Origin of the sequence: Streptomyces sp. HmicA12, assembly GCF_000373565.1 — a bacterium.
GTDB lineage: Bacteria > Actinomycetota > Actinomycetes > Streptomycetales > Streptomycetaceae > Streptomyces.
The window spans coordinates 191,425-215,911 of record NZ_KB891801.1 but is presented as its reverse complement, the minus strand read 5'-3'; the positions used below and the strand labels follow the sequence as shown (position 1 = coordinate 215,911).

The following is a 24,487-nucleotide window of genomic DNA, read 5'->3' as shown; positions in this document are numbered from 1 at the left end:
GTGAACATCACCACGCACAGACCCGAGGAACTGAGCTCGTCCCTGCGCGCTGTCTGGCACGAGATCATGGACGACGCGCCCGACTACCAGAATCCCTTCCTGTCACCGGAGTTCGCGTCCGGTGTGGCCCGTCACCGGCCCGGGGTGCAGGTGGCGGTTCTGCGCGAGGGGGGAGAGCCGGTCGGTTTCCTGCCCTACGAGAAGGGCCCGCTCGGCGTCGGCCGCGCGCTCGGCCTCGGCCTCTCCGACTGCCAGGCCCTGGTGCACAGACCCGGCGTCACCTGGGACACCCAGCGGCTGCTGAGAGCCTGCGGCCTCGCGGTCTTCGAGTTCGACCATCTCGTGGAGGAACAGAAGCCCTTCGGCCGCTACGTCACCGGGACGTTCGCCTCACCGGTCCAGGACCTCAAGGACGGCGGCCACGACTCCTACGAGGAATGGCTGCGGGCGACCTACCCCGGCCAGGCCAGGACGATGCTCAAGAAGGAGCGCCGCCTGACGCGGAACGTGGGGGAGATGCGCTTCGTCTACGACGAACGCGACCCGGCCGTCCTGCGCGGGCTGATGCGCTGGAAGTCGGCGCAGTACCGCCGCACCGGCCGTATGGACCGCTTCGCCCGCCCCTGGATCGTGCACCTGGTGGACGAACTCTCCACCGTCCAGGCGCCCCACTTCACCGGCGTCCTCTCCGTCGTCTACGCGGGCGACCGCCCCGTCGCCGCCCACTTCGGGCCCACCTCCCGCACCGTCTTCGCGGGCTGGTTCACGGCGTACGACCCCGAGTTCGCCTACTACTCGCCGGGCCTCATGATGCACCTGCGCATGGCGGAGGCGGCGGGCCGGCGCGGCATCCGGATGATCGACTGGGGCCGCGGCGAGAAGGAGTACAAGGACTGGCTCAAGACCCGTGAACTGCGCGTCGCCGAGGGCTTCGCGACCCGCCCGCACCACCCGATGGCGACGGCCCACCGCATGTGGCGCCGCCCCGTCCGCGGCCTGCGCAACACGGTCCTGGCCCATCCCGAGCTGCGCGACCGCGCGGACCGCCTGCTGAAGACGGTGGGTTCGCTGCGCCGGTGAGTCCCGTCGTGCGTCAGCCCCTGCGGGCCACGCCCCCGTAGAAGCCGATCCTCCCCGCCTCGGCCGGCGGCGGGGAGTCGGGCCGCCAGTACGAGATCTGGGCGAGCCCCGGCTCGACGAGCTCGAACCCCTCGAAGAACTGCTCCACTTGAGCCTTGGGCCGCAGGTTGAGGGAGGCGGACGCCTTGCGGCTGTAGCCGTCCTGGGCGTCGCTGCGGTCGGCGAAGTCCCCCGTGGCGTGCGACAGCACCAGATAGCTGCCGGCCGGCAGCGCGTCCCTCAACTCGGCCGCCACGCGCCCCGGTTCGTCGCTGTCGGCGAGGAAGTGCAGCACCGCGACGAGCAGCAGCGCCACCGGCTCGTCGAAGTCGATGAGCCGCCGCACGTCCGGGTGGTCGAGGATGCTCCGCGGATCCCGTACGTCGCCCAGGATGATGCCGGTCGACCCGGTGCGGCTGAGCAGCGCGTCCCCGTGGGCCTTCACGATGGGGTCGTTGTCGACGTAGGCGACGCGCACGCCGTCCGACGTGACCTGCTCGGCGATCTCGTGCACGTTCGGCGAGGTGGGCAACCCCGTCCCGATGTCGAGCACTTGACGCACCCCCTGCCCCACCGCGAACCGCACGGCCCGCTCCATGAAGGCCCGGTTGGCCCGCACCCCGGCCCGCGCCTCGGGCGCCACGGCGACCAGCTCCTCACCGGCCTGCCGGTCCACGTCGTAGTGGTTCTTGCCGCCCAGCAGGTAGTCGTAGATCCGGGCCGGGTGCGGCCTGCTGGTGTCGATCACCCCGGCCGCGATGTCGTCCTGCTGCACGCTGCGCTCCCTCCACGATCAAGTGCGAACAGCTTCGCACATCAACTTTCTCTGTAGTCAACGGAGTTGGCTGCCCCCGTCACGCCTCCTCCGCGAGCGCCTTGATCCCCTGGAGGGTGGTCTCGATGCCGGCGCGCAGTTCGCCGAGCCGGGCGGCCACGATCCTCTCCTCGGGAACCGGCATGCTCTCGATCGCGAGGCTGACCCCGGAGCGCCCAGGACCGATCCGCACGGCCTGCCGCAGCCGGGTGCCATCGCCCTCGCCCACCAGATCGAACCGCCAGGCCGCCAGCGCCTTCGCGGGGTCCTCCGTGGGCTCCCCGTACCGGCCGTCCGCATCCATGACGGCCCAGGCGAGAGCACGCCCCGGCACACACTCGACGATCTGCGAGACGGTCCGCCACTCACCGATCACGGGATGCCGGTTGTGCCCGGCGAACCGCGCGCCCACGACCGCCGCCCCGGCCCCGCCGAGCCATTCGACACGCTGCAACTCGGGACTCAGCCGCGCCGGCAGACGGACATCACTCACCAACTCCCAGACCCGCGCCGGATCCGCGTCGACGTAGAGCTCGCACTGGATGCCCGGTCCGTCGGCGTAGCGCATGGTGTCTCCCTCTGGGGCACGTTGGTGCGCCGGCTGCTTCCGGCGCTTCGGCACTTTCGGGCGCCCACTATGCACTCGGCCGGTCGGCCGTCCGATGGCAAGGTGGCCACGTGAAGACGCGCGACGAACTCATGGGCGCCCTTTCCGGGATGCGACGGGCGCAGATAGGCAGCCGAAGGGCCCCGCACAAGCCACTGCTGGTGCTCTGGCTCCTGGGGCGCTTCGTCAACTCGGGGAGTACCGCTGTCACGTACGCGGAGGCCGAGGAGCCGGTGAGCCGCCTGATCAACGACTTCGGCCCGGCCGTCACGAGCCGGGCACGGGCCCGCGAGCGGGCGGCGATGCCCTTCGTGCACCTGGAGCGCGAACTGTGGGATCTCCGCGACCACGACGGAAACCCGGTCGGCCCGGACGTCCCGGAACGCGGCAACTGGCTTCGGAGCCACGGCGCTCACGGCCGGCTGAGCGGGGACGTGGAGCGGCTCCTGTCCGTCCCGGGCACGCCCACGGCAGCCGCCCGCCTGCTGCTGGAGCAGCACTTCACGCCGTCGCTGGAAGCCCCCGTCTGCGATGCCGTCGGCCTGGACCTCGCCGACCCGGACGCCGACTCCGTACTGCGACCGTCCGAGGCGAAGCGCCGCAAGCGCCGAGCGGGGTTTGCCGAGGAGGTGCTGCGCGCGTACGCGTATGCGTGCGCCTTCTGCGGATACGACGGGGCGCTCGGCCGCAACCCCGCCGGACTGGAGGCCGCGCACGTCAAATGGCACAGCCAGGACGGCCCCGACGAAGTGCACAACGGGCTGGCTCTCTGCTCCCTGCACCACACCCTGTTCGACCTCGGAGTACTCGGCCTCCTGCCCGATCTGCGCATCCAGGTGTCGCAGCTGTACGTGGCCCGAAGCCCGGCCGGCCAGGCCGTCGACGCCCTGCACGGCCTGCCACTGGCCACCCCCAGGCCCGGCCGCCCGGCGATCGACGTCCGGTTCGTTCTCTGGCACGGACAACAGGTCTTCAAACGCCCTGGAGCCCAGGCCGCGTGAATCCGGTCCCGCTCCGCGCGCCCGCGATCACGACAAAGGGCCAGTCCAAGAGGATCAAGCCTCTGAACTGGCCCTTAGTGCTGTGCCCCCGGCAGGATTCGAACCTGCGACACCCGCTTTAGGAGAGCGGTGCTCTATCCCCTGAGCTACGAAGGCGAGGCAATACGCGGCCAGTGTAGCGGGTGCCGGTTTCGGGGCGGGGGTGTCAGGGGGTGGGGAGGGCGGGCAGGAGGTCGGCGACGCCCTTGCGGACCGAGGGGATGTCGGAGCCGGTCAGGTAGTGCTCGTTGTAGGTGGTGGGGCCCAGGGCGTCGCGGATCAGGGTCTCGCAGGTGCGGCGGTGTTCGGTCATCTCGGGGGAGCCCAGGTGCGGGGTGCCGAGGATGTCCCAGGCGCGGTCGACGAGGCCGAAGATGCGGGCCGCCAGCGCCGGGCGCTGGTCGCCGGTGGCGGCGACGGCGAGGGAGTCCAGGGTGACCGCCATGCCGTAGAGGTCGTCCAGGTTCCACTTGGCTTCCAGGGAGGAGCGCAGCGGGGCGATCGCCTCGGCCGGGGTGCCCTGGGCGATGCACTGGTTGCCCCAGACGTAGTCGGCGTAGGAGCGGGCCCAGATCTCGCCGATGGGGATGGTCAGTTCCCGCAGGCGGTCCACCCGGGCCCGGACGCCGTCGGCCTCGCCGAGCATCATGTGCGCGTAGCCCCAGGTGGGCAGGCAGACCAGTTCGATGATGGGCGGCCCCGAGCGCGCGGCCTCCTCGTAGGCGGCCGCGTACAGCGGCAGCGCCCGGTCGGGGTGGCCCTGCAGCGTCAGGGCGCTGGCGTGCACGCACAGGGCGCCGGCCAGCGCGGGCTTGTCGTCGTACTTCTCGGCCAGCACCCGCGACTGCTCGGACAGCCGGGCGGTGGCGTCGAGGTCGCCCTGGCCGAGAGCGACCATGCCGCACGCCCACAGGGCCCGCGCCGACCCGCGCGGCCGGTCGGGGGCGAGGTCGAGGGCGGCCTCCAGATAGTGCCGGCCCTCGCGCAGATGCCCGCAGCAGAACCAGTAGTAGACGAGGTCGCTCGCCATCTGCAGGGCCGTGTCCGGGTCCGTCTGCAGACAGGTGTCCAGGGCGGTGCGGAGGTTGGGGAGCTCGGTGGCCGTCCGGGCCTGCCACTTCGGCTGGTCCGGGCCGATCCACTCCTGCTCACCGAGGTGCGCCAGGTGGCCGTAGTAGTCGCGGTGGCGCAGCCGCACCTGCTCGCTCTCGCCGAGCCGCTCCAGCCATTCGGCGCCGTACTCGCGCACGGTGTCGAGCATCCGGTAGCGGCGCGCGTCCGCGGTGCCCTCGGGCAGCAGCACGGACTTGGCGACGAGACCGTCCAGGACACCGGCGAGGTCACAGTCGCTCAGCGGGTCCGCGCTGCACACGAAGTCGACGGCCCGCAGATCGAAGCTGCCGGGGAAGACGGAGAGCCGGGCCCACAGCAGCCGCTCCTGCGGGGTGCACCACTCGTGGCTCCAGCCGATGGTGGTGCGCAGGGCGCTGTGCCGGGCGGGCCGGCGCACGGTCGGGACGGTGTCGGCGGCGGCGGCCGTGTCGGTGACGTCGGTGACGTCGATGTAGTCGGAATCGGGGAGCGGTGGCTCGGCCCCGGCGTTCGACGACAGGACGTTCATCCGGTGGTCGAGGCGCTCCACGAGGTGATCGACGGAGGTGGCCCGCAGCAGTCCGGCGGCGAGCTCGATGGCGAGCGGGACACCGTCCAACAGGGCGCACAGGCGCGCGAGTTCGGACGGGTCGGACAGGTCGGGCGACTCCGGTTCGAGCTCGCCCGGCCAGGCGCGGGCGCGCAGCAGCGCCAGTGCCTCGCCCTCGGGTTCGGTGCCCATGGGGCCGACGTCGATCACCTTCTCGTACGGCACGTCGAGAGCCTGCCTGCTGGTGGCCAGGACGCGCAGTCCCGGCGCCGCGTCGAGGAGCGTGCGGGCGAGCCGGGCGCACTCGTCGACCATGTGCTCGCAGGTGTCCAGGACGAGGAGCAGCTCGCGCTCGCGCAGATAGTCGGCGAGTACGTCGATGAGGGGCCGGTTCGTCTGGTCGGCGACCCCCAGCACGCCCGCCACGGAGTGTTCGAGGAGGTCGGGGGAGAGGACCGGGGACAGCTCCACCAGCCAGGCGCCGTGCCTGAGCAGCGGCGCGGTGCGGGCGGCGGCGCGCAGCGCGATCCGGGTCTTTCCGATGCCGCCGGGGCCGGTCAGTGTGACCAGCCGTTCCGATTCGAGGGACGCCAGGACCTCGGTCATCTGGCGGGCCCGCCCGATGAACGCGGTGTTCTCTACGGGCAGGTTGCCGCTCCGAGAGCTGTCGCTGTGCATGACCATGGCGGGATCCCGCCTCCCCTGTGAGGCTCCGGCTTCCAAGCACGGAGCGTTGCACAGAGGAACACCCCCTGTCACTCGAACGGGGGATTGTTGTGGGTGTGCGCCGTTCTGGAGAACGGCGGGCGAAAGCGCTGGTGGCGGGCGGGAGTTGGGGGAGAGCCGGGCGGCGGCCGCTACGACCTCAGGAACGCCAGGACCGCCAGGACCCGGCGGTGGGTGTCGTCGGTCTGCGGCAGGTCGAGCTTGGTGAGGATGTTGCCGATGTGCTTGCCGATCGCCGCCTCGGAGACGACGAGGGCGCGGGCGATCGCCGCGTTCGACCGGCCCTGCGCCATCTCGCCGAGGACCTCGCGCTCGCGCGGGGTGAGGACGGACAGGGGGTCCTTGCGGCGGCGCAGCAGCTGGCGGACGACCTCCGGGTCGACGACGGTGCCGCCGGCCGCGACGTCGGTCAGCGCGGCCAGGAACTCCTCGACCTGCCCGATGCGGTCCTTGAGGAGATAACCGACGCCGGTGCCGTCGCCGGAGTCGAGGAGGTCGGCGGCGTACGCGCGCTGCACGTACTGGCTGAGGACGAGGACGGGCAGGTCGGGCTGCCGCTCGCGGAGTTGGAGGGCGGTGCGCAGCCCCTCGTCCTGATGGCCGGGCGGCATCCGGACGTCCGTGACGACCAGGTCCAGGTCCGGGGCGTGGTCCTGGACCGCCTTGGCCAGCGACGGGGCGTCGCCCACCGCCGCCACCACCTCGTGGCCGCCGCGCGCGATCAGTCCGATGAGGCCCTCGCGCAGCAGCACGCTGTCCTCGGCGAGGACTATGCGCAGCGATCCGGATTCTCCAGAGGGCACGGCAGCTCCACACGCAGCAGGGTCGGACCGCCGGGCGGGCTGGTCAGCGTCAGTCTGCCATCGAGGACCGACACCCGGTCGGCGAGTCCGGTCAGGCCGGTGCCGCGGGCCGGGTCGGCGCCGCCGTGGCCGTCGTCGCGTATCTCCAGGACCAGGCGGCCCGCGGTGTGGGCGCCGGTCACCAGAGCCCGGTCCGCGCCGCTGTGCCGGGCGATGTTGGCCAGGGCCTCGGTCGTGACGAAGTAGGCCGCGGACTCGACCGCGCGCGACGGGCGGGCGCCGTCCGGCAGTTCGAGCCCGTCGAGGTCCAGGTCGACGGGGGTGGGGGAGCGGTCGGCGGCGTCCGCGACGGCTGCGGCCAGGCCGTAGTCGGTGAGCACCTGGGGGTGGATGCCGTGGATGAGTTCGCGCAGCTCGGACAGGACGAGACCGGCCTCGCCGTGCGCCTTGGTCAGCTGGTCGGCGAGCGGGCCCGGCGGCGCGTCCAGGCGGGCCAGGCCGAGCGTCATGGTGAGGGCGACGAGGCGCTGCTGGGCACCGTCGTGCAGATCGCGCTCGATACGGCGGCGCTCGGCCTCGAAGGCGTCGACGAGGCGGGCCCGCGACGAGGTCAACTCCCTTACGCGCACGTCGGTTTCCGGTGGGGTGAGGAGCAGCCGGGCCAGGGCCGCGCGGGCGCCCGCCGCGCAGCCGACGACGTACGTGCCGAGGGCCAGCAGGACCACCCCGAGCAGCGCGGACGCCCAGGCGCCGGACCAGGACGTGACCGTCCACAGCTTCACCACCCGCGCCTCCTCGCCGTCACCGGCGGTCGCCATGAGCGCGGGCGTGGCGACGACGGCGAGCGGCAGGAACAGGCCGACGGCCAGGGCCAGCGCGTCCAGCGGCCACAGCACGGTGGCGAGCACGACGGTGTGGGCGAGGTCGCGCCACGTGGCCCGCTCCCGGGCCCGTGTGCGCAGCCAGCCCCACGGGCCGTGGGTGTCCGGGGTGCGGTGCGGGTCGGGGAGCGGCGGCGCGGCCGGGTCGATCAGGCGCAGCCTGCGCCGTTCGAGAGCCGCCACCGGCAGCCCGGTCAGGGCGACCGCGGCGAGCAGCGGAAGCCCGATCAGGAGCAGGGCGAGCGCGATGCCGGCGGCCGCCGTCACGACCAGCGCGAGCAGGGTGACCAGGCCGCAGACCGCGCCCGTGAGCAGGTACGCGGCGCCGCGCCACGGCCAGGCGGAGACGGGGTGGCCGGGGCGGGCCATGGCCTGCCAGACGGTACGAGGGGGCTGCATCGCTGAACCGTATGCGCGGGCCCGTCCCGGCGGCCATCGTGCCAGGGGGAGGGGTGGGGGTATGCCTGGCCCTACCCCAGGTCTCGTCCAGGCGTGACTGTGCCGGGGCGGCGCGGACGGTTTCGTGGAGGTCATGCAGAACACCACCTCGGGCACGTCCCCGTACGCCGTCCAACTCGACTCCGTGACAAGGGAGTTCGGCCGCCCGGCCGTCACCGCCCTGGATCATGTCTCGCTCGGCTTCCCGCACGGGTCGTTCACCGCGGTGATGGGGCCCTCCGGCTCCGGCAAGTCGACGCTGTTGCAGTGCGCGGCGGGCCTGGACCGGCCGACCTCCGGAACCGTCACCGTGGGCGGCACCGACCTGTCGCGGCTGAGCGAGCGGCGCCGCACGCTGCTGCGCCGGGACCGCATCGGCTTCGTCTTCCAGAGCTACAACCTGCTGCCCGCGCTGACCGCCGAGCAGAACGTGGCCCTGCCGCTGCGGCTCGCCGGACGAAGGCCGGCCCGGGGTGCGGTGCGGGAGGCGCTGGAGCGGGTGGGGCTCGGCGACCGGGGCCGGCACCGGCCCGGGGAGTTGTCCGGCGGACAGCAGCAACGGGTCGCGCTGGCGCGGGCGTTGGTGACGCGCCCCGACGTGCTGTTCGGGGACGAGCCCACCGGCGCGCTGGACTCCGTCTCGGGGCGGGAGGTCCTGGGGGAGCTGCGGGCCGTCGCCGACAGCGGGCAGACCATCGTGATGGTCACGCACGACCCGGTCGCGGCGGCCTGGGCGGACCGGGTGGTGTTTCTGGTGGACGGGCGCCTCGCGGGGGAACTGGTCTCGCCCCCGGCGGATCTGGTCGCCGCGGAACTCGCCCGCCTCAGCGGCCTCCGGGACAGGCCGTCCACCGGCCGCGGGACGGACGCGACTGGTCACGCCCACGCGGCGGCGGAGCCGCACCCCGCCGCGGCCCGCGCCTCTTTCGGAGAGATCTCATGCTGACCACTGTTCTGCGCACCCTGCGCCTGCGCTGGACCACCCTCATCGGCACCTTCGTCGCGCTCGCCCTCGGGGTGGCCGCCGTCGCCGCCATGGGGTTCGCGCTCGACGCCGCACAGGACACGCCCCGGCGCGCGCCGGAGCGGTTCGCCGCCGCGCCCGTCCTGGTGCGCGGGGACGACACCCTGCGCGTCGGCGACAACACCCGCACCCTGCCGCGCCCGAGACCCGTACCGGCGGCGCTCGTAAGGGAGTTGGCAAGACTCGGGCGGGTCGTCGAGGACCGCTCCTTCGGGGTGTGGGTGCGCGGCGGGCCCGCCGAACTGGTGGGGCATCCGTGGTCCGTCGCCGTCTTCGGGCGGTACGCGGTCGAGGACGGGCGGGCGCCGCGCGCGGACGGCGAAGTCGTCGTCGGCGCGGGCGTGGCCCGCGTCGGGCAGCGGCTCGGCACCTCGCGCGGCACCGTGCGGGTCGTGGGAGTGACCCGTGAGACGTCGTCCGCCGAGCGCGCCGTCTTCTTCACCGACCGGCAGGCCGCGCACATCGCCCCCGACGTCCGGCAGTTGGCCGTGACCGGCGCGCCTCTCGACGCCGTACGGGATGCCGTCCGGGGCCGTCCGGGTGTGCGCGCCCTGACCGGGGACGCGCGGGGGATCGCCGACGGCGGTCCTGAGCGGGACCAGGAGGCGGTCACCGCGCTGAACGCCCTGTTCGGCACCGCGGCCGGGGTCACCGGGTTCGTGGCGGTGTTCGTGGTGGCGTCGACGTTCGCGTTCTCGGTGGACCGGCGGCGCCGGGAGTTCGGGCTGCTGCGGCTCGCGGGGGCGACGGCGGGGCAGGTGCGCCGCGCCGTGGTCGCCGAGGCGCTGGTCGTGGGGGTGCTCGCGTCGGCCGCCGGATGTGCGCTCGGCGGATGGGGAGCGCCGTACCTGGGGCGGTGGACGGTCGCGCGGGAGCTCGCGCCCGAGTGGTTCGTGATCAGTCCGGGCGGCACCTCGTGGCCGTACCAACTCGCCTTCTGGACAGGGTTGTTCGTCGCCCTGTGCGGAGTCGCCGTCGCCTCCTGGCGGGCCGGTCGCACCCGGCCCGGGCAGGCGCTGCGCGAGGCGTCGGTGGACGGCAAGGTCATGACCCGGGGCCGGACCGTGGCCGGCGGCGGCCTGCTCGTCACGGCCCTGGTCACCCTCGCGCTCGCCCTCTCCTCCGACCCGGGCGACCTGCTGCACCGCAAGACGTACCTCACCCGCCCGATGCTGCTGATCGCGGCCGCCGCGCTGCTCGCCCCGGTCCTGGTGCGCCCGTTCCTGCGCGCCGCGGCCTGGCTGCCCGCGCAACTCCCGGGCATTACCGGCCTGTTGGTGCGGGAGAACACCACCACGAGTCTGCGGCGCACCGTCGCCGTCGCCGCGCCCGTCCTCGCCACGGTGGCGCTCGCCGGGTCGCTGCTCGGCGCCACCGGCACGATCGCCGGGGCGAAGGCCGCCGAGGCGCGGCAGCGGACGGCCGCCGACTACGTCGTGACGCCGCCCGGGGGAGACGGGATCGGCGCGCGGGAACTCGGGAAGCTGCGGCAGGTGCCGGGCGCCACGGTCTCCGCGACCGCCGCGACCACCCTGTACGTCCCCGAGGACGGCGGCATCGCGCTGGTGAAGTCCGAGGCCAGGGCGGTCGATCCGCACCTGCTGGCGCGGACCGTGCGCCTGCCGGTGGCCGCGGGCCGGGTCGCCGACCTCGACGACGACTCCATCGTGGTCAACGAGGAGTGGCAGCGGCACACCGTCGGTCAGCGCGTCGACGTCCACCTGGCCGATGGCACGCACAGGTCCCTGCGGATCGTCGCCGTCCTGCGCACCGGCACCGGCGACAACGGCGCCTACGTCACCGCGCGCAACGCCGGGGGCGCGCCCGTCGACCGGGTCGACGTGCGGCTCGCCGGGAGCGCGGCCCCGCTGCGGGCCGCGGTGGACGGCACCGGCGCCCGCGTCGCCACCACGTCCCAGTGGCTCGAAGCGAGTTACCCCGCGACCAAGCGGACCACGCGGGTCGGCATGCTCCTCGTCCTCGGTATCGCGCTGCTCTACACCGGGATCGCCGTCGCGAACATCACCGTCATGGCCACCGCCGACCGCACCCGCGACCTGACCGCGCTCCGGCTCGCCGGGGCGACCCGCTCCCAGGTGCTGCGCGTGATCGCCGTCGAGGCCCTCGCGGTGGCCGGTGCGGGCGGGCTGCTGGGGGCGCTGGTCGCCGGGGCGAACCTGCTCGGGATGCGGTGCGCGCTGGCCCGGCTCGGGGTGTCCGCCCCCGTCGAGGTGCCGTGGACCGCGCTCGGCGCCACCCTGGCGGCCTGCGCTGTGATCGCGACCGTCGCCGCGCTGCTCGCCGCCCGCACCGGCGGGGATCGGTGTGCCGTGCAGGCGTCTTGACGCGGGCCGGGCCCGGGGACGTACCGTCCGGTATGGCTTCGTCCCTGGAAGAACTGAAGGCCCTGGAAGAGCTGCTCACCGGACCGGGCGCCCCCTTCGCCGTCATACGCGACGAAGGCGGGCGCCTCGCCTATGCGGAAGGGGCCCGCACCCTGCGCGAGTTCGCCGAGACGACCTGGGCGTTCGGCGACACCCCGTACCTGATCGCCGACAGCGGGCGGCTCACGTACGGGGAGTTCTTCGCGGCGGCGAGCGCGCTGGCCCGCCGCTTCCTGGACACGTACGGCCTCGCGCCGGGTGACCGTGCCGTCATCGCCATGCGCAACCATCCCGAGTGGCAGGTCGCCTTCTGGGCGGCGCAGTTGGCGGGCCTCGTGGCCGTGCCGCTCAACTCGTGGTGGACCGCGGACGAACTCGCGTACGCCCTCGACGACTGCCGCCCCGGGGTGCTGCTCGTCGACGGGGAGCGGTACGAGCGGGTCGCCCCCTGGCTCGACGCCCGTAGCGGCGACGACCGGCCCTGGACCCTGGTCTGCCACGAGGAGGGGCGGGAGCCCGGCGGACCGCGCGTCGAGCGGTACGCGGACCTGCCCGCCGCCGACCCGCTGCTCGGGCCGCCCGACGTGGACGTCACGCCGGAGATGGACGCCACGATCCTCTACACCTCCGGCACCACGGGCCGCCCCAAGGGCGCCGTCGCCACCCACCACGCCCACATGGGCGCCATCGCGAACCCCCGCTACTTCGCGGCGCTCTCGATGCTGGGGCGCGGGCTCGTGCCCGGACAGACGGCGCCGCTTCCCGGGCTGCTCACCTTCCCGTTCTTCCACGTCGCGGCCTTCACCGGGTTCTACGCGGCCATGGCGGCGGGCGGCACGCTCGTCCTGATGCGCAAGTGGGACACGGACGCCGCGCTCGACCTGATCCGCGAGCACGGCGTCGGCAGCTTCGGGGGAGTCCCGGCGACCGCCCTCCAACTCCTGGCCAGAGCGGACGAGTTGGACGACGACCTGCCGACCCTGACCATGTTCAACACGGGCGGCGCGGCCGCGCCGCCGGAACTCGTGGCCCGCCTCACCGCCCGCTTCGGCGAACGCATCGAACCCCGCAACGGCTACGGGCTCACCGAGACGCTCGGCGGCATCAGCGCCAACTTCGGCGCGCAGTACCGGCGTTGGCCCGAGAGCGTGGGGCGTCCCGCGCCCGCGGTGGAGGCCCGGATCGCCGACCCGGACGGCGGCGCGCTGCCCGACGGGGAGGTGGGCGAGCTGTGGCTGCGCGGCCAGTGCCTGATCCGGGGGTACTGGGAGAACCCGGAGGCGACCGGGGCGGCGTTCACCACGGACGGCTGGTTCAGGACCGGTGACCTGGCCCGGATCGGCGACGGGCGGATCAGCGTCGTCGACCGGATCAAGGACATGGTGATCCGGGGCGGCGAGAACGTGTACTGCGTCGAGGTCGAGGCCGCGCTGCACGGCCACCCCGACGTCCTGGAGGCGGCCGTCGTGGGCGTCCCGCACCCGGTGCTCGGCGAGGAGGTCGCGGCGGTGGTCAGGGTCCGGCCCGGCTCCGATCTCGACGCGGCCGGGGTGCGGGAGTTCGCGGCGAAGTCGCTGGCCGGGTTCAAGGTGCCGGCGCGGGTGGTGGTGCAGGAGGCGGAGTTGCCCCGCAACGCGACGGGGAAGGTTCTGAAGCGGGAGGTGCGGCGGGGGCTGGCGTCACCCTGAGCGGAGCGTCGCCTGTTCATCTGCCGGGTGTGCCCGGTTCGCGCGTGCGGCTCCGGTGGGGGCTTCTCGCGCAGTTCCCCGCGCTCCTGAAGCGAGCTGCGCTCGCTGTCGGGGGCGCGGGGAAACCGAAGCCGCGCCCGGAAGCTAGCGCCGTGAGACGTACACCCGGTAGCCGCCGCCCTGCTCCACGCCCGCCACGGAGATCCGTACTCCCGTCCTGCGGTCCTTGAAGACTTCTCCGGGTCGGTAAGCCGCGTCGGACAGCTCGGCGTGCACGTTGGGCCGCCGCGTGCACCCCCCGCTGTCCGGCGTCGCGTCCTCCACGGTGATGGGACCGTGCCCGGTGTCCACGTCCGCGTCGACCCGGTAGACGAGAACGCCCGGCCGGCACACCGCCTCGTCGTTGCCGCCGGAGCTGCGCACCTCGATCGCGTACCCGGTCTTCTCGGTCAGCGGCACGAACGCCATCTTCGTGCCGTCCCCCTTCGTGCCCATCGGCGTGATCACGTCCTCCGTGGTGCCGGGCTGCGCGGCGCAGCGGATCTGGGAGTCGTCGAGCCAGCCCAGCTTCCACTTGTGCCAGCCGAGGAGGTCGTTCCCGACGCCCCAGTCCTCGCTCATGATGTCCCAGTGCCCGACGGCGCCGCCGCCGTCCTGGGTGTAGAGGTCGGGCAGGCCGAAGACGTGCCCGTTCTCGTGCGGCAGCACCCGGTAGCCGGTCTCCGCGTACGAGCCGGAGCCGTCGTCCTGCCGGGAGTACACGAAGGACGCGTTCGACAGCGGCACCCCGTCCGCGACCGGCGCCTCGTGGTTGCCCGCGAAGGTCACCGAGAGCACGGTGTCCAGGGCGGAGGGGCCCGCGTTCGGCGTCACCAGGATGTTCACGAGGTCGTACGCGCTGAAGTCCACGTCGGGGTCGGCGGCCGTCACGATGTCGTCGACCAGCTCGCGGTAGCCGGGGTCGAAGGGGGCGCCGCGCTCTATCCCGTACGCCGTGAAGGGCTTCGGCATGCGCAGCCAGTGCTTGACGGGTGCCTCGGGGACGTAGTCGAGCTTTCCGTAGGAGGCCTTGGCGAACCACTCCTGGGTCTGCGGGAAGAACTCCCCGAGCCGGTCCATGGCGGTGCCCTCACCGGGCGCGTCGGGGAAGTCGATCATGAGGTTCAGGGCGTGGACGGTGCCGGTCGAGCGGGCGTAGCCGGTCGAGGTGGGCACGCCCTCCGACATCTGGACGCCCATGGTGCCGCGGATCATGCAGGGTCCGAGCGAGGTCGCCCGGGCGAGAGCCACCGGGCCCGCCGCGGTGGGCGAGCTGTCGACGAGCCGGCCGGTGCTCGCGGTCATGGTGAGCGCGAGGGCGACGGCGGTGGCCCCGGCGAGCAGCGCACCGCGCCGACCCCTGCGTATGTGCTGCCGCATCCGACCCGCCTCACGCTCGGCTCCGTTTCGATCACCCTGTGTCGAGGTGCGGCGTGTCGCGCGCTGGGTGCGCCGATCGTGGGTATTCGCGGCGCGCGAGGTGTGAGTCAGGTCACATGCCGGGCGGGAAATAACCGGGGACGGTTTCCCCGTTTGGCTAGGTGCCCGGATGAAGCGGGGAGTCGTTCCCCACTTCTCCCGACCGTGACCAGTTCGCGACCAGTCCGCACGACCAGTCCGCACGACCAGTCCGCACGACCAGCCCGTCAGACCAGCCCGTCAGATCAGAGGAGACCGCCGTGGCCACCGCCCCCGCCACCGAGCAGCCACTGCGCCGCACCCCGCGCCCGCGGGCCGACGCCGTGCGCAACCGGGAGCGGATCGTGGCCGCCGCGCGCGAACTGCTCGTCGAGCACGGGACCGAGCTCCCGCTCGACGAGGTGGCCCGCCGGGCCGGGGTCGGCAACGCCACGCTCTACCGGAACTTCAAGGACCGCGGCGAACTGCTGCACCACGTCGTGCTCACCGTCACCGACCACGTCACCGACCACGCGGAGCAGGCACTCGCCGCCGAGGAAGCCGGCGAGAAGGAGATCTTCGAGGCGCTGGGCGCCTTCGTGCACGCGGCCGCCGACGAACGCATCGGCGCCCTGTGCCCGGTGCTCAACGCCACCTTCGACAAGGACCACCCCGACCTCGTCGCCGCTCTCGACCGGCTCACCGCCGTCATCGAGACGCTGATCGGCCGCGCCCACGCGGCCGGCCGACTGCGCCCCGACGTCGGTGTCGGGGACCTGATGGTCGCGCTCTCCCAGCTCACCCGGCCGCTGCCCGGCACCGCGTGCCTCGGCTTCGACCGGTACGTCCACCGTCATCTGCAGCTGTTCCTCGACGGCCTGATGGCACCCGCCCGCTCGGAACTCCCGGGCGAGGCCGCGACCTTGGAGGACCTCCGCCAGGGCTGAGGTCCCGGCCCGCCCCGATCACGCAGCAGTTCACTCGGCAGCATCCCGATCCCGTACAAACGCGATTTCTCACGCTTATTCACGACTTGGAGTCCCGCTGTGGGTACCCCCTTGCCGGAAACGGCTCTCGACTCGCGGCGCTGGAAGGCCCTGGCCTTCATCGCGCTCGCCCAGCTGATGGTGGTCCTCGACGCCACCATCGTGAACATCGCCCTGCCGTCGGCCCAGGCCGACCTCGGCATATCCGACGGCAACCGCCAGTGGGTCATCACGGCCTACGCGCTCGCCTTCGGCGGTCTGCTCCTGTTCGGCGGCCGCATCGCCGACCTGTGGGGCCGCAAGAACACCTTCGTCACCGGTCTGATCGGCTTCGCCCTCGCCTCTGCGCTCGGCGGCGCCGCGCAGAACGAGGGCATGATGCTGGGCGCCCGCGCCCTGCAGGGCCTGTTCGGCGCGCTGCTCGCGCCCGCCGCCCTCTCCCTGCTCGCCGTGATGTTCACGGACGCCAAGGAGCGCGCGAAGGCGTTCGGCATCTACGGTGCGATCGCCGGTGGCGGTGGCGCCGTCGGCCTGATCCTCGGCGGCTTCCTCACCGAGTACCTGAACTGGCGCTGGACGTTCTTCGTGAACATCCCGTTCGCCGCCGTCGCCGTGCTCGGCGCGCTCTTCGTCATCACCGAGCCGGCCGGCACGCGCAACCGCTCGCCGCTCGACATCCCCGGCGTCGTCCTGTCCACGCTCGGCCTGGTCTCGCTCGTCTACGGCTTCACGCGCGCCGAGTCCAACGGCTGGTCGGACGCCTCCACCATCGGCCTGTTCGTCGCCGCCGTGGTCCTGCTGGCCGCCTTCGTGTTCACCGAGTCGAAGGTGAAGCACCCGCTGCTGCCGCTGCGCGTGGTCGCCGACCGCAACCGCGGCGGTGTCTACGCCTCGCTCGGTCTCGCCGTCATCGCGATGTTCGGCCTGTTCCTCTTCCTGACCTACTACCTCCAGGTCGTGAAGGGCTTCTCGCCGGTCAAGACCGGCTTCGCGTTCCTGCCGATGATCGCGGGCATGATCACGGGCTCCACCCAGATCGGCGCCCGCCTGATGACGCGGGTCCCGCCGCGCCTGCTGATGGGCCCCGGCTTCGTCGTCGCGGCGCTCGGCATGGGTCTGCTGACCCAGCTCCAGGTCGACTCGTCGTACGCCGGTCTGATCTTGCCCGCCCAGCTGCTGCTCGGCCTCGGCATGGGTACGGCGTTCATGCCCGCCATGTCGCTCGCCACGATCGGCGTCGAGCCGCGGGACGCGGGCGTCGCCTCCGCGATGATCAACACCTCGCAGCAGGTCGGCGGCGCCATCGGCACGGCCCTGCTGAACACGATCGCCGCCTCGGCCACGGCCGCGTACATCGCGGACCACGCGGCCGGCGCCCGCAACGCGCAGCTGCTCCAGGCGCAGGCCATGGTCAACGGCTACACGCACGCCATCTGGTGGGCCGTGGGCATCCTGGTCGTCTCGGCCACGATCGCCTTCACGCTCATCAACACCGGTGTCCCGGGCGCCGGTTCGGCCCCCGCCGCCTCCGGTGACACGGACGGCGTCGAGGACGAGTTCAAGATCCCGGTGGTCGCGCACTGACCTCCGGCGCCCCCGGCACCGGCCTTCGGGTCACCTGAGCCAGGGGAGGTCCGCCCCGGCCTCCTTCGGCTGAAGTCCCTCGGCGACGATCGACATGATCTCGCCGAGGGACTTCTGCTGTTCGGGGCTGAGCCGCTCGAACAGTGCCTGCCGCACGGCGGAGACGTGCCCGGGCGCGCTCTTCTTCAGTACGTCGAGACCGTCGTCCGTCAGCACCGCGAACTGGCCCCGCTTGTCCGAGGGGCAGTCCTCGCGCCGCACCCAGCCGCTCTTCTCCAGGCGGGCGATCGCGTGCGAGAGGCGGGACCGGGTGATCTTGGCGCTCCTCGCCAGCTCGGTCATCCGCAGCCGCCGCCGGGGCGCCTCGCTGAGCTGCACGAGCAGCCCGAAATAGAGGTGCGGCATCTTCGCGTCGCGCTGCAACTGTCGGTCGAGGTGGTCGTCGAGGAGAGCGGTGGCCTGCAGATACGCACGCCAGACCTGCTGCTCGTCCGCGGAGAGCCACTGCGGCTCGGGGCTGTTCATGGGCTCCATCGTAAAGACCTCCTCCTTGAACGTTAAACAAACGACGGGTATCTTCGTCAGTACCCGACGCTTGAAACTTCAAGGAGGTCGTCGTGTCCACCGCAGCCGCACCGGAGCGCATGCCCGCGCTCTATCTCTCCCACGGCGCCCCGCCGCTCGCCGACGACGCGCTCTGGCCCGGCCAGCTCGCCGCCTGGTCCGCCGACCTGCCGCGCCCCAAGGCGATCCTGATGGTCTCCGCGCACTGGGAGGAGGCCCCGCTCGCCCTCGGCGCCACCGAGACGATCCCGCTGGTCTACGACTTCTGGGGCTTCCCCGAGCACTACTACCAGGTGACGTACGCGGCTCCGGGTGCGCCCGAACTCGCCGACTCCGTACGCAAGTTGCTGCGCGCCCCGGGCATCCCCGTGCAGGACGTGCCGGACCGCGGCCTCGACCACGGTGCGTACGTCCCGCTCGTCGAGATGTACCCGGACGCCGACATCCCCGTCCTCCAGGTCTCCATGCCGACGCTCGACCCGAGGAAGCTGATGGACATCGGGCGGAAGCTGGCGCCGCTGCGCGACGAGGGCGTGCTGATCGTCGGCTCCGGGTTCTTCACGCACAACCTCGCGGCGCTCCGTGCCTCCGGCGGTGTCCCGTCGTGGTCGGCGGAGTTCGACGACTGGGGGCAGCGGGCGCTGGCCGCGGGGGACGTGGACGGGCTCCTCGACTTCACGCACAAGTCGCCCGCGGGTGCGCTGGCCCATCCCCGTACGGAGCACTTCGCACCGCTGTTCGTGACCCTCGGCGCGGTCGAGGCCTCCGGCGAGCTGGGGACGCAGCGGTCGGTGATCGACGGGTTCTGGATGGGGCTGGCGAAGAGGTCGGTCCAGTTCGGGTAGCGGGCGAGGGGGCGGTCGCGCCCGCCGGGTTCCTGTCGCGTGGCCCGCAGCCGCCGGCGTGACCGTCAGACCAGCGGCGCGCTGAGTTCGATCGACCGGAGCGCCGCGCTCAGGGCCGTCTCGTCACCGACGTCCAGCGCGGTGTCCGTGAACTTGATGACGTGTTCGTCGCCGTGGGCCAGCGCCCGCTCGACGACCTCCTCGGCGCTGAAGGTGCCCGGCGGCTCGTAGGCGACGGGCGCGTCCGGCGCGTACATCGCGGTCACCGCCGCCGAAGCCGTCCACGCGGCGGCCAGGGACGGCACCCACAGGGGGCGGGGCAGCGCGGGCAGGACACGCAGCACGGCGTTGGGCGCGGTCGCCGCGTGGACCAGCATCGTCTCCTCGCCGTGGCCATGGGTGGCGTACCGGTGGGTGGCCGCACGGACCAGTGCGGTGAGCCGGCGCCGGGCCTCGTCCGGATCGGTCACCGAGCGCGCCCACACCGGCAGGGCCGTGACCCGGGCGAGCCGTGCGGGGAAGCCGCCGTCGCGGTCCGTGATCGGCGGCACCGCGTCCAGGGCGGCGGCCGGGTCGTCGCCGGTGCCCGGCAGCACGGTGAGACCGGTGACCGGGCGGTGCCGGGCGGCCCAGTAGCCGAGCCCGTGCGCGAGTTCGGCGATGCGCGGTGCGGTCGGCTCGGTGGACAGCAGGGTGCGGACGGCGTGGCCGACGCGGATCACCGGATGCGTGGCGGCCCCGTACAGACCGGGCAGCAGCCGCGGCCACCACTCGGCGAGCACCTCGGGCCACGGGCGCTCCTCGATCTCCCGCGAGAAGAAGGCGATCCAGTCCGCCGCGCGGCGCGGATCGCCCAGCGCCTCCTGCCAGTTGACGGCCGTGACGGCTTCCACCGGGTCGGGGAACTCCTCCAGCCTGGGCGCGTACAGGTCCAGCCAGCGGTGCACCGAACCGGCCCGGCCGCGCGCGGCGAGAGCCTCGACCGCCATCGGGGCGTGGTTGCTCAGCCGCCCGAGCCGCTCGGGCCCGGTGGCGTGCAGCCGCTGCAGCGCCTCGTCGAGGGTGCCGGAGGCGTCGGTGTTCCGGCTCGTGTCCGTGCCCGTACCTGTACCTGTACCTGTACCTGTGTCCGTGCCCGTGTCCGTCGTCATGGCGGAACCGTAGGCACCCGTGGGCAGGCCACGTAACCGTCTGTGGCCCTAGGCGCCGGGCCCTAGGTCACGACCTAGGACTCGCCTAGCCTCTGGCCATGACTGATGCGACCGAGGTGATGATCAGGCCCGGGACCGAGGCGGACCTGGAGGCGCTGACCGACCTCTACAACGAGTACGTCCGTACGACACCGATCACCTTCGACACCGAACCCTTCACGGCGGAGGCGCGCAGGCCGTGGCTGCACGCGCACCCCGACCACGGACCGCACCGCCTGTTCGTCGCCGAGGAGACGGTGGGCGGCCGCGTTCTGGGGTACGCGACGTCGAGCGCGTTCCGCCCCAAGGCGGCGTACTCCACCTCTGTGGAAGTGACGGTGTACTGCGCTCCGGATGCGGGCAGGCGCGGTGTCGGAACACAGTTGTACGAGGCCCTGTTCAAGGCACTGGAGGGCGAGGACGTGCACCGCGCGTACGCGGGTGTGACCCAGCCCAACGAGGCGTCGACACGGCTGCACGCCCGCTTCGGCTTCCGGCCGATCGGTACGTACCGGGAGGTCGGGCGGAAGTTCGGCCGCTACTACGACGTGGCCTGGTTCGAGAAGGACCTGGAGAAGGACCTGGAGAAGGACCTGGAGAAGGATCTGGAGAAGGATCTCGATCGGGGCCCCGGGGAGGAGGCAGGGCGATCCGGGCGGGAAAGTCGGGGCGAAAGGCCCTGACGTTCGTGACCTTTGCGGTCGCCGCGGTGGCTCCGGACGCGCAACCATCAGAGCGCTGGAGCCGTCTCTGGTGGCAGAGAGCCGACGGCGGGCGAGGGTGACGTCACTCGTGACCCACGGCCTGACCTGCTTCTCTGTGGTCTCCGACGGTCTCTCGTCGGGCCTTCTCGCGCAGTGCGGCGCGACAGGGTACTGCATGATCACAAAAAAGATGGGCGGCTTGGGAATTCTGTCCGGATTCCACGCGTTGATTCATTCGGAAGCAGGGCACCCGAAAGGCGTCTGAGACGCCTCAAGGGCGTACAAGCCGACCTACCACCGCAAGGGAGCACGCATGGCAACCCGTGCCGTAGCCCGTCGTAAGTCCGCCGCCTCCGGCGAGACTGTCGCGGCACGCAGTGTTCGCGCCGTAGGCGGGGAGATCGCCGACCGCGACCTGGTCGGTATGTACCTCGACGAGATCGCGCGTACACCGCTGCTCGACGCCGCCAAGGAAGTCGAGCTGTCCCAGACCATCGAAGCGGGTGTGTACGCCCAGCAGATACTCGACGGCGAGGTCTCCGACAGCAAGGCCGCCGTCGAGGCGTCCCGCGAGGAGCTGGAGGCGCTGGTCGAGGCGTCGGAGAAGGCCAAGGACATCTTCATCCGGTCGAACCTGCGCCTGGTGGTCGCGGTCGCCCGCCGCTACCCGAGGAGCGGCCTGCCCCTGCTCGACCTGATCCAGGAGGGGAACGCGGGCCTGGTGCGCGCGGTCGAGAAGTTCGACTACCGCAAGGGCTTCAAGTTCTCCACGTACGCGACGTGGTGGATCCGTCAGGCCATCACCCGCTCCATAGCCGACCAGTCCCGCACCATCCGCCTCCCCGTCCACCTGGTCGAGGAGCTGGGCCGGATCCGCCGGGTGCAGCGCGAGTTCAACCGCGAGCACGGACGTGAGCCGGAGCCCGCGGAGATCGCCGCCGAGCTCGACAAGACGACGCCGGAGCGCGTCGTCGACGTCCTGGACTGGGCCCGCGACCCGGTCTCGCTGAACATGTCGGTGGACGACGACGGCGATACCCAGTTCGGTGACCTCCTGGAGGACACCTCCGCGGTCTCGCCCGAGCAGTCCGTCCTGACCCTGCTGCGCAGCGAGGAGCTGGACGACCTCATTGGGCGCCTCGACCAGCGCACGGCGTCGATCATCAAGATGCGGTACGGGATCGAGGACGGCCGGGAGCGCACGCTGACCGAGGTCGGCAAGGAGCACGGCCTCACCCGCGAGCGCATCCGCCAGATCGAGAAGCACGCGCTCCTGGAACTGAAGAAGCTGGCCCGCGACACCGGGTTCGACGCGGCGGCCTGAGCCCCGACAGGGGCGCGGGGAACTGCGCGAGCAACCACGACGAAAGCCGCGGACGCATCTGCTGGGCACATGAGCAGACGCGTCCGCGGCTTTTCTATGGCTGAGCGCGCAGTTCCCCGCGCCCCTGATCGACACTCCGCACCATGCGGTTGCCCAACTCCCTGACGGCGTCGATCAGTTCCTCCGGGCCCCGGACGCGAAAGTCGAACCCGGTCGTCGCCAGCCGCACCGCCATCCACTCCACGGCATCGGAGACGCTGGCCCGCAACCGGCACCCCCCGCCCGGCAACGCCTCCGGCACCCCCACGGAACCCGGCACGCGAGCCGCGACCACATCCACCGGCGCCGAGAACTCCACATCCAGCTCGTACGAGCCCGCGCCGCGCGACGACACCGACCGCCGTACGAACTCCGCCGCACCCCCTTCCGGCACCACCCGCGGAGCGAACCGCGCGCCGGTGGCGAACGGCTCGGTCAGCCGGTCGACCCGGAACGTCCGCCAGGCGTCGCGATCGATGTCGTAGGCGACGAGGTACCAGCGGCGCCCGGTGGAGACGAGGCCGGACGGCTCCACCAGGCGGCGCGTGTCCGTGCCGTCGGCCGCCCGGTAGTGGAAGCGGAGCCGCTCGTGCCCGGCCGTCGCCGAGGCGATCACGGTCAGCGTCTCGGGCGCGATCGTGGCGCCGTCCCCCGAGGTGAGCGGGATGGTCGCAGCCTGGAGCGTGGCCACCCGGTGCCGCAGCCGGCCCGGCAGCACCTGTTCCAGCTTGGTGAGGGCCCGCACCGACGCCTCCTCCACGCCCTCGACGGCGTGCCCGGCGCCGGCGCGCAGGCCGACCGCGATGGCGACCGCCTCCTCGTCGTCGAGCACCAGCGGGGGCAGCGCCTTGCCCGCGACGAGCCGGTAGCCGCCGTCGGCACCCAGCGTGGCCTGCACGGGGTAGCCGAGGTCGCGCAGCCGGTCGATGTCGCGGCGGACGGTGCGCCGCGAGACGCCGAGCCGGTCGGCGAGCTCGCCGCCGGGCCATTCGCGCGGGGTCTGCAGGAGGGAGAGGAGCTGGAGCAGCCGGGCCGGTGTGTCCGTACTGGATGTGCCGTGCGTCGTCATGTTCTCCATGTTCATCAGGATGACGCCCATCTAGGACAGGATCTGACCTAGATGGGTTCTACGGTCGTTCCATGACCTCAACCGCAGCACTCGACACGGGGGCCGACCGGGCCGACCGCCGCCGCTGGTTCGCGCTCGCCATCGTGATGACGGCGGCGTTCATGGACCTCGTCGACGTCACGATCGTCAATGTCGCCCTGCCCACCATCCAGCACGACGAGGGCGCCACCACCGGGCAGATCCAGTGGATAACCGCCGGGTACGCGCTGGCCTTCGCGGCGCTGCTGATCACGGGCGGCCGGCTCGGTGACATCTTCGGCCGCAAGCGGCTCTTCCTGCTCGGCATCGCGGGCTTCACCGCCGCCTCCGCGCTCTGCGGCTTCGCCGTGAACCCGGAGATGCTGGTCGCCTCCCGCGTCCTGCAGGGCGGCATGGCGGCGCTGATGGTGCCGCAGGTCCTGTCGATCGTGCACGCGACGTTCCCGGCGCACGAGCGCGGCAAGGTCTTCGGCCTCTTCGGGGCGATCGTCGGGCTCGGCGCGGTCACCGGGCCGCTGCTCGGCGCGCTGCTCACGCAGTGGAACATCGCGGGTCTGGAGTGGCGCCCGATCTTCCTGATCAACCTGCCCGTCGGCATCGCGGCGCTGATCCTCGGCTCCCGCTTCATCACCGAGTCCAAGGCGCCGAAGGCCCTCAAGCTGGACCTCGTCGGCGTCGTGCTCGTCACGCTCGCGATGCTGGCGCTCGTCTACCCGCTGACCCAGGGCCACGAGAACGACTGGCCGCTGTGGGGCTACGTGATGATGGCGTCGTCCGTCGTGATCGTCGCCGTACTGATCGCGTACGAGCGGGCGAAGACGCGCCGCGACGGCTCCCCGCTCATCGAGCTCTCGCTGTTCAAGGTGAAGAGCTTCGCGGCCGGCATCGCCGTGCAGACCGTCTTCGGCCTCGTCATGGGCATCTTCTTCCTGACCTGGACGCTGTACATGCAGATCGGCCTCGGCTGGAGCGCGCTGCGGGCGGGCCTGACCGGAGTGCCGTTCTCGATCGCCGTCTCGGTCGCCGCCGGGATCTCCGTACAGAAGCTGGTGCCGCGCTTCGGGCGCAAGGTGCTGCAGGCGGGCGCGCTCCTGATGGCCGCCGGTGTGCTGATCTACGTGGTGGAGGCCGGGCACTACGGACTGGGCATCGCCTCCTGGCAGATGGCGCTGCCGCTCGTCGTGATGGGCCTCGGCATGGGCCTGATCGTCGCCCCGCTGACCGACGCCGTTCTCTCCGAAGTGCCGCGCGAGCACGCCGGTTCGGCGTCCGGGCTGATCAACACCGTGATGCAGATGGGCAACGCGCTGGGCCTCAGCCTGGTCTCGGTCGTCTTCTTCAACGTCGTCGAGGACCACGCGGCGCAGGGCAACGCGGCCTTCGTCGACGGTTTCCGCAGCGCGCTGGTGTGGGCGGCCGCCATCCTGGTCGGCATCTTCCTGCTGATGTTCGCGCTGCCGAGCAAGCCGGCCGTGGGCGCGGACGGCGAGACGGCGGAAGCCGATCAGCCGGCCCGCGAGCCCGAGCTGGTGTAGAACTC

Annotated in this window: 19 protein-coding genes, 1 tRNA gene and 1 pseudogene; 11 read left to right on the top strand and 10 right to left on the bottom strand. The window is 72.4% G+C overall.

The window, feature by feature from the left end; translation table 11 throughout:
- Positions 1-1,080 carry a GNAT family N-acetyltransferase gene (locus B072_RS0110660; protein ID WP_018529926.1) on the top strand — a complete coding sequence of 360 codons (1,080 nt, stop codon included), beginning with the start codon at positions 1-3 and terminating at the stop codon, positions 1,078-1,080.
- Between the two features lie 13 nt (positions 1,081-1,093).
- Here the strand turns inward: B072_RS0110660 and B072_RS0110655 are convergent, their stop codons facing one another.
- Entirely contained in the window at positions 1,094-1,894 is an 801-nt protein-coding gene (locus B072_RS0110655) for an SAM-dependent methyltransferase (protein ID WP_018529925.1), read from the bottom strand.
- Between the two features lie 79 nt (positions 1,895-1,973).
- Positions 1,974-2,501 (bottom strand): SRPBCC family protein, encoded by a 528-nt coding sequence (locus tag B072_RS0110650; protein WP_018529924.1) that lies wholly within the window; start codon positions 2,499-2,501, stop codon positions 1,974-1,976.
- Positions 2,502-2,632: 131 nt separating this feature from the next.
- On the opposite strand from B072_RS0110650, the gene B072_RS0110645 reads away from it, so the two are divergent.
- Positions 2,633-3,541, top strand: a complete 909-nt coding sequence (locus tag B072_RS0110645; protein ID WP_063746438.1) for a phosphorothioated DNA-binding restriction endonuclease — start codon at positions 2,633-2,635, stop codon at positions 3,539-3,541.
- A gap of 83 nt (positions 3,542-3,624) precedes the next feature.
- Here B072_RS0110645 and B072_RS0110640 read toward each other — a convergent pair.
- The 4 genes from B072_RS0110640 to B072_RS0110625 all read right to left on the bottom strand — a co-directional run bounded on the left by B072_RS0110640 (position 3,625) and on the right by B072_RS0110625 (position 8,001).
- Positions 3,625-3,697 (bottom strand) — tRNA-Arg (locus B072_RS0110640).
- Between the two features lie 49 nt (positions 3,698-3,746).
- The gene (locus B072_RS42940) at positions 3,747-5,906 is read right to left on the bottom strand and encodes an ATP-binding protein (protein ID WP_018529922.1); all 2,160 of its coding nucleotides are present in this window, start codon (positions 5,904-5,906) and stop codon (positions 3,747-3,749) included.
- A gap of 173 nt (positions 5,907-6,079) precedes the next feature.
- A complete protein-coding gene (locus B072_RS0110630; RefSeq protein ID WP_078506377.1) occupies positions 6,080-6,751 on the bottom strand; it encodes a LuxR C-terminal-related transcriptional regulator in 672 nt (223 codons plus the stop codon).
- Positions 6,718-8,001 (bottom strand): sensor domain-containing protein, encoded by a 1,284-nt coding sequence (locus B072_RS0110625; RefSeq protein ID WP_018529920.1) that lies wholly within the window; start codon positions 7,999-8,001, stop codon positions 6,718-6,720. Before B072_RS0110625 ends, B072_RS0110630 begins: the two co-directional genes overlap by 34 nt.
- A gap of 163 nt (positions 8,002-8,164) precedes the next feature.
- On the opposite strand from B072_RS0110625, the gene B072_RS0110620 reads away from it, so the two are divergent.
- From B072_RS0110620 to B072_RS0110610, 3 genes are read left to right on the top strand one after another with little or no spacing between them, the layout of a single operon-like run.
- Complete coding sequence (locus B072_RS0110620) at positions 8,165-9,016, top strand: ABC transporter ATP-binding protein (protein ID WP_043243725.1); 852 nt, start codon at positions 8,165-8,167, stop codon at positions 9,014-9,016.
- Positions 9,010-11,439 carry an ABC transporter permease gene (locus tag B072_RS0110615; protein ID WP_018529918.1) on the top strand — a complete coding sequence of 810 codons (2,430 nt, stop codon included), beginning with the start codon at positions 9,010-9,012 and terminating at the stop codon, positions 11,437-11,439. Before B072_RS0110620 ends, B072_RS0110615 begins: the two co-directional genes overlap by 7 nt.
- Positions 11,440-11,471: 32 nt before the next feature.
- Positions 11,472-13,166: a class I adenylate-forming enzyme family protein gene (locus B072_RS0110610; protein WP_018529917.1), complete on the top strand. Its 1,695-nt coding sequence runs from the start codon at positions 11,472-11,474 to the stop codon at positions 13,164-13,166.
- Positions 13,167-13,310: 144 nt separating this feature from the next.
- Here the strand turns inward: B072_RS0110610 and B072_RS0110605 are convergent, their stop codons facing one another.
- Positions 13,311-14,585 carry a M6 family metalloprotease domain-containing protein gene (locus B072_RS0110605; protein ID WP_018529916.1) on the bottom strand — a complete coding sequence of 425 codons (1,275 nt, stop codon included), beginning with the start codon at positions 14,583-14,585 and terminating at the stop codon, positions 13,311-13,313.
- 299 nt (positions 14,586-14,884) lie between these two features.
- Here B072_RS0110605 and B072_RS0110600 point away from each other — a divergent pair, with 299 nt between their 5' ends.
- Entirely contained in the window at positions 14,885-15,550 is a 666-nt protein-coding gene (locus B072_RS0110600) for a TetR/AcrR family transcriptional regulator (RefSeq protein WP_018529915.1), read from the top strand.
- Positions 15,551-15,649: 99 nt separating this feature from the next.
- Entirely contained in the window at positions 15,650-17,173 is a 1,524-nt protein-coding gene (locus B072_RS0110595) for an MFS transporter (protein WP_018529914.1), read from the top strand.
- Between the two features lie 30 nt (positions 17,174-17,203).
- On the opposite strand, the gene B072_RS0110590 is transcribed toward B072_RS0110595, so the two are convergent.
- The gene (locus tag B072_RS0110590) at positions 17,204-17,707 is read right to left on the bottom strand and encodes a MarR family transcriptional regulator (protein WP_018529913.1); all 504 of its coding nucleotides are present in this window, start codon (positions 17,705-17,707) and stop codon (positions 17,204-17,206) included.
- Positions 17,708-17,817: 110 nt separating this feature from the next.
- On the opposite strand from B072_RS0110590, the gene B072_RS0110585 reads away from it, so the two are divergent.
- Complete coding sequence (locus B072_RS0110585; RefSeq protein WP_043243723.1) at positions 17,818-18,582, top strand: dioxygenase; 765 nt, start codon at positions 17,818-17,820, stop codon at positions 18,580-18,582.
- A gap of 65 nt (positions 18,583-18,647) precedes the next feature.
- Here the strand turns inward: B072_RS0110585 and B072_RS0110580 are convergent, their stop codons facing one another.
- On the bottom strand, positions 18,648-19,733 hold the full coding sequence (locus B072_RS0110580) for a questin oxidase family protein (RefSeq protein ID WP_018529911.1): 1,086 nt from the start codon (positions 19,731-19,733) through the stop codon (positions 18,648-18,650).
- A gap of 98 nt (positions 19,734-19,831) precedes the next feature.
- On the opposite strand from B072_RS0110580, the pseudogene B072_RS0110575 reads away from it, so the two are divergent.
- Together B072_RS0110575 and B072_RS0110570 are read left to right on the top strand one after the other, a co-directional pair.
- Positions 19,832-20,344, top strand: a pseudogene (locus B072_RS0110575) (GNAT family N-acetyltransferase); the annotation flags it as partial.
- A 445-nt stretch (positions 20,345-20,789) separates the two neighbouring features.
- Positions 20,790-21,800, top strand: a complete 1,011-nt coding sequence (locus B072_RS0110570) for a sigma-70 family RNA polymerase sigma factor (protein ID WP_026245669.1) — start codon at positions 20,790-20,792, stop codon at positions 21,798-21,800.
- Positions 21,801-21,894: 94 nt separating this feature from the next.
- Here B072_RS0110570 and B072_RS0110565 read toward each other — a convergent pair whose 3' ends face one another.
- Entirely contained in the window at positions 21,895-22,938 is a 1,044-nt protein-coding gene (locus B072_RS0110565) for a helix-turn-helix transcriptional regulator (protein WP_018529908.1), read from the bottom strand.
- Positions 22,939-22,979: 41 nt separating this feature from the next.
- Here B072_RS0110565 and B072_RS0110560 point away from each other — a divergent pair, with 41 nt between their 5' ends.
- On the top strand, positions 22,980-24,482 hold the full coding sequence (locus B072_RS0110560) for an MFS transporter (protein WP_018529907.1): 1,503 nt from the start codon (positions 22,980-22,982) through the stop codon (positions 24,480-24,482).
- Positions 24,483-24,487: the final 5 nt, after the last annotated feature.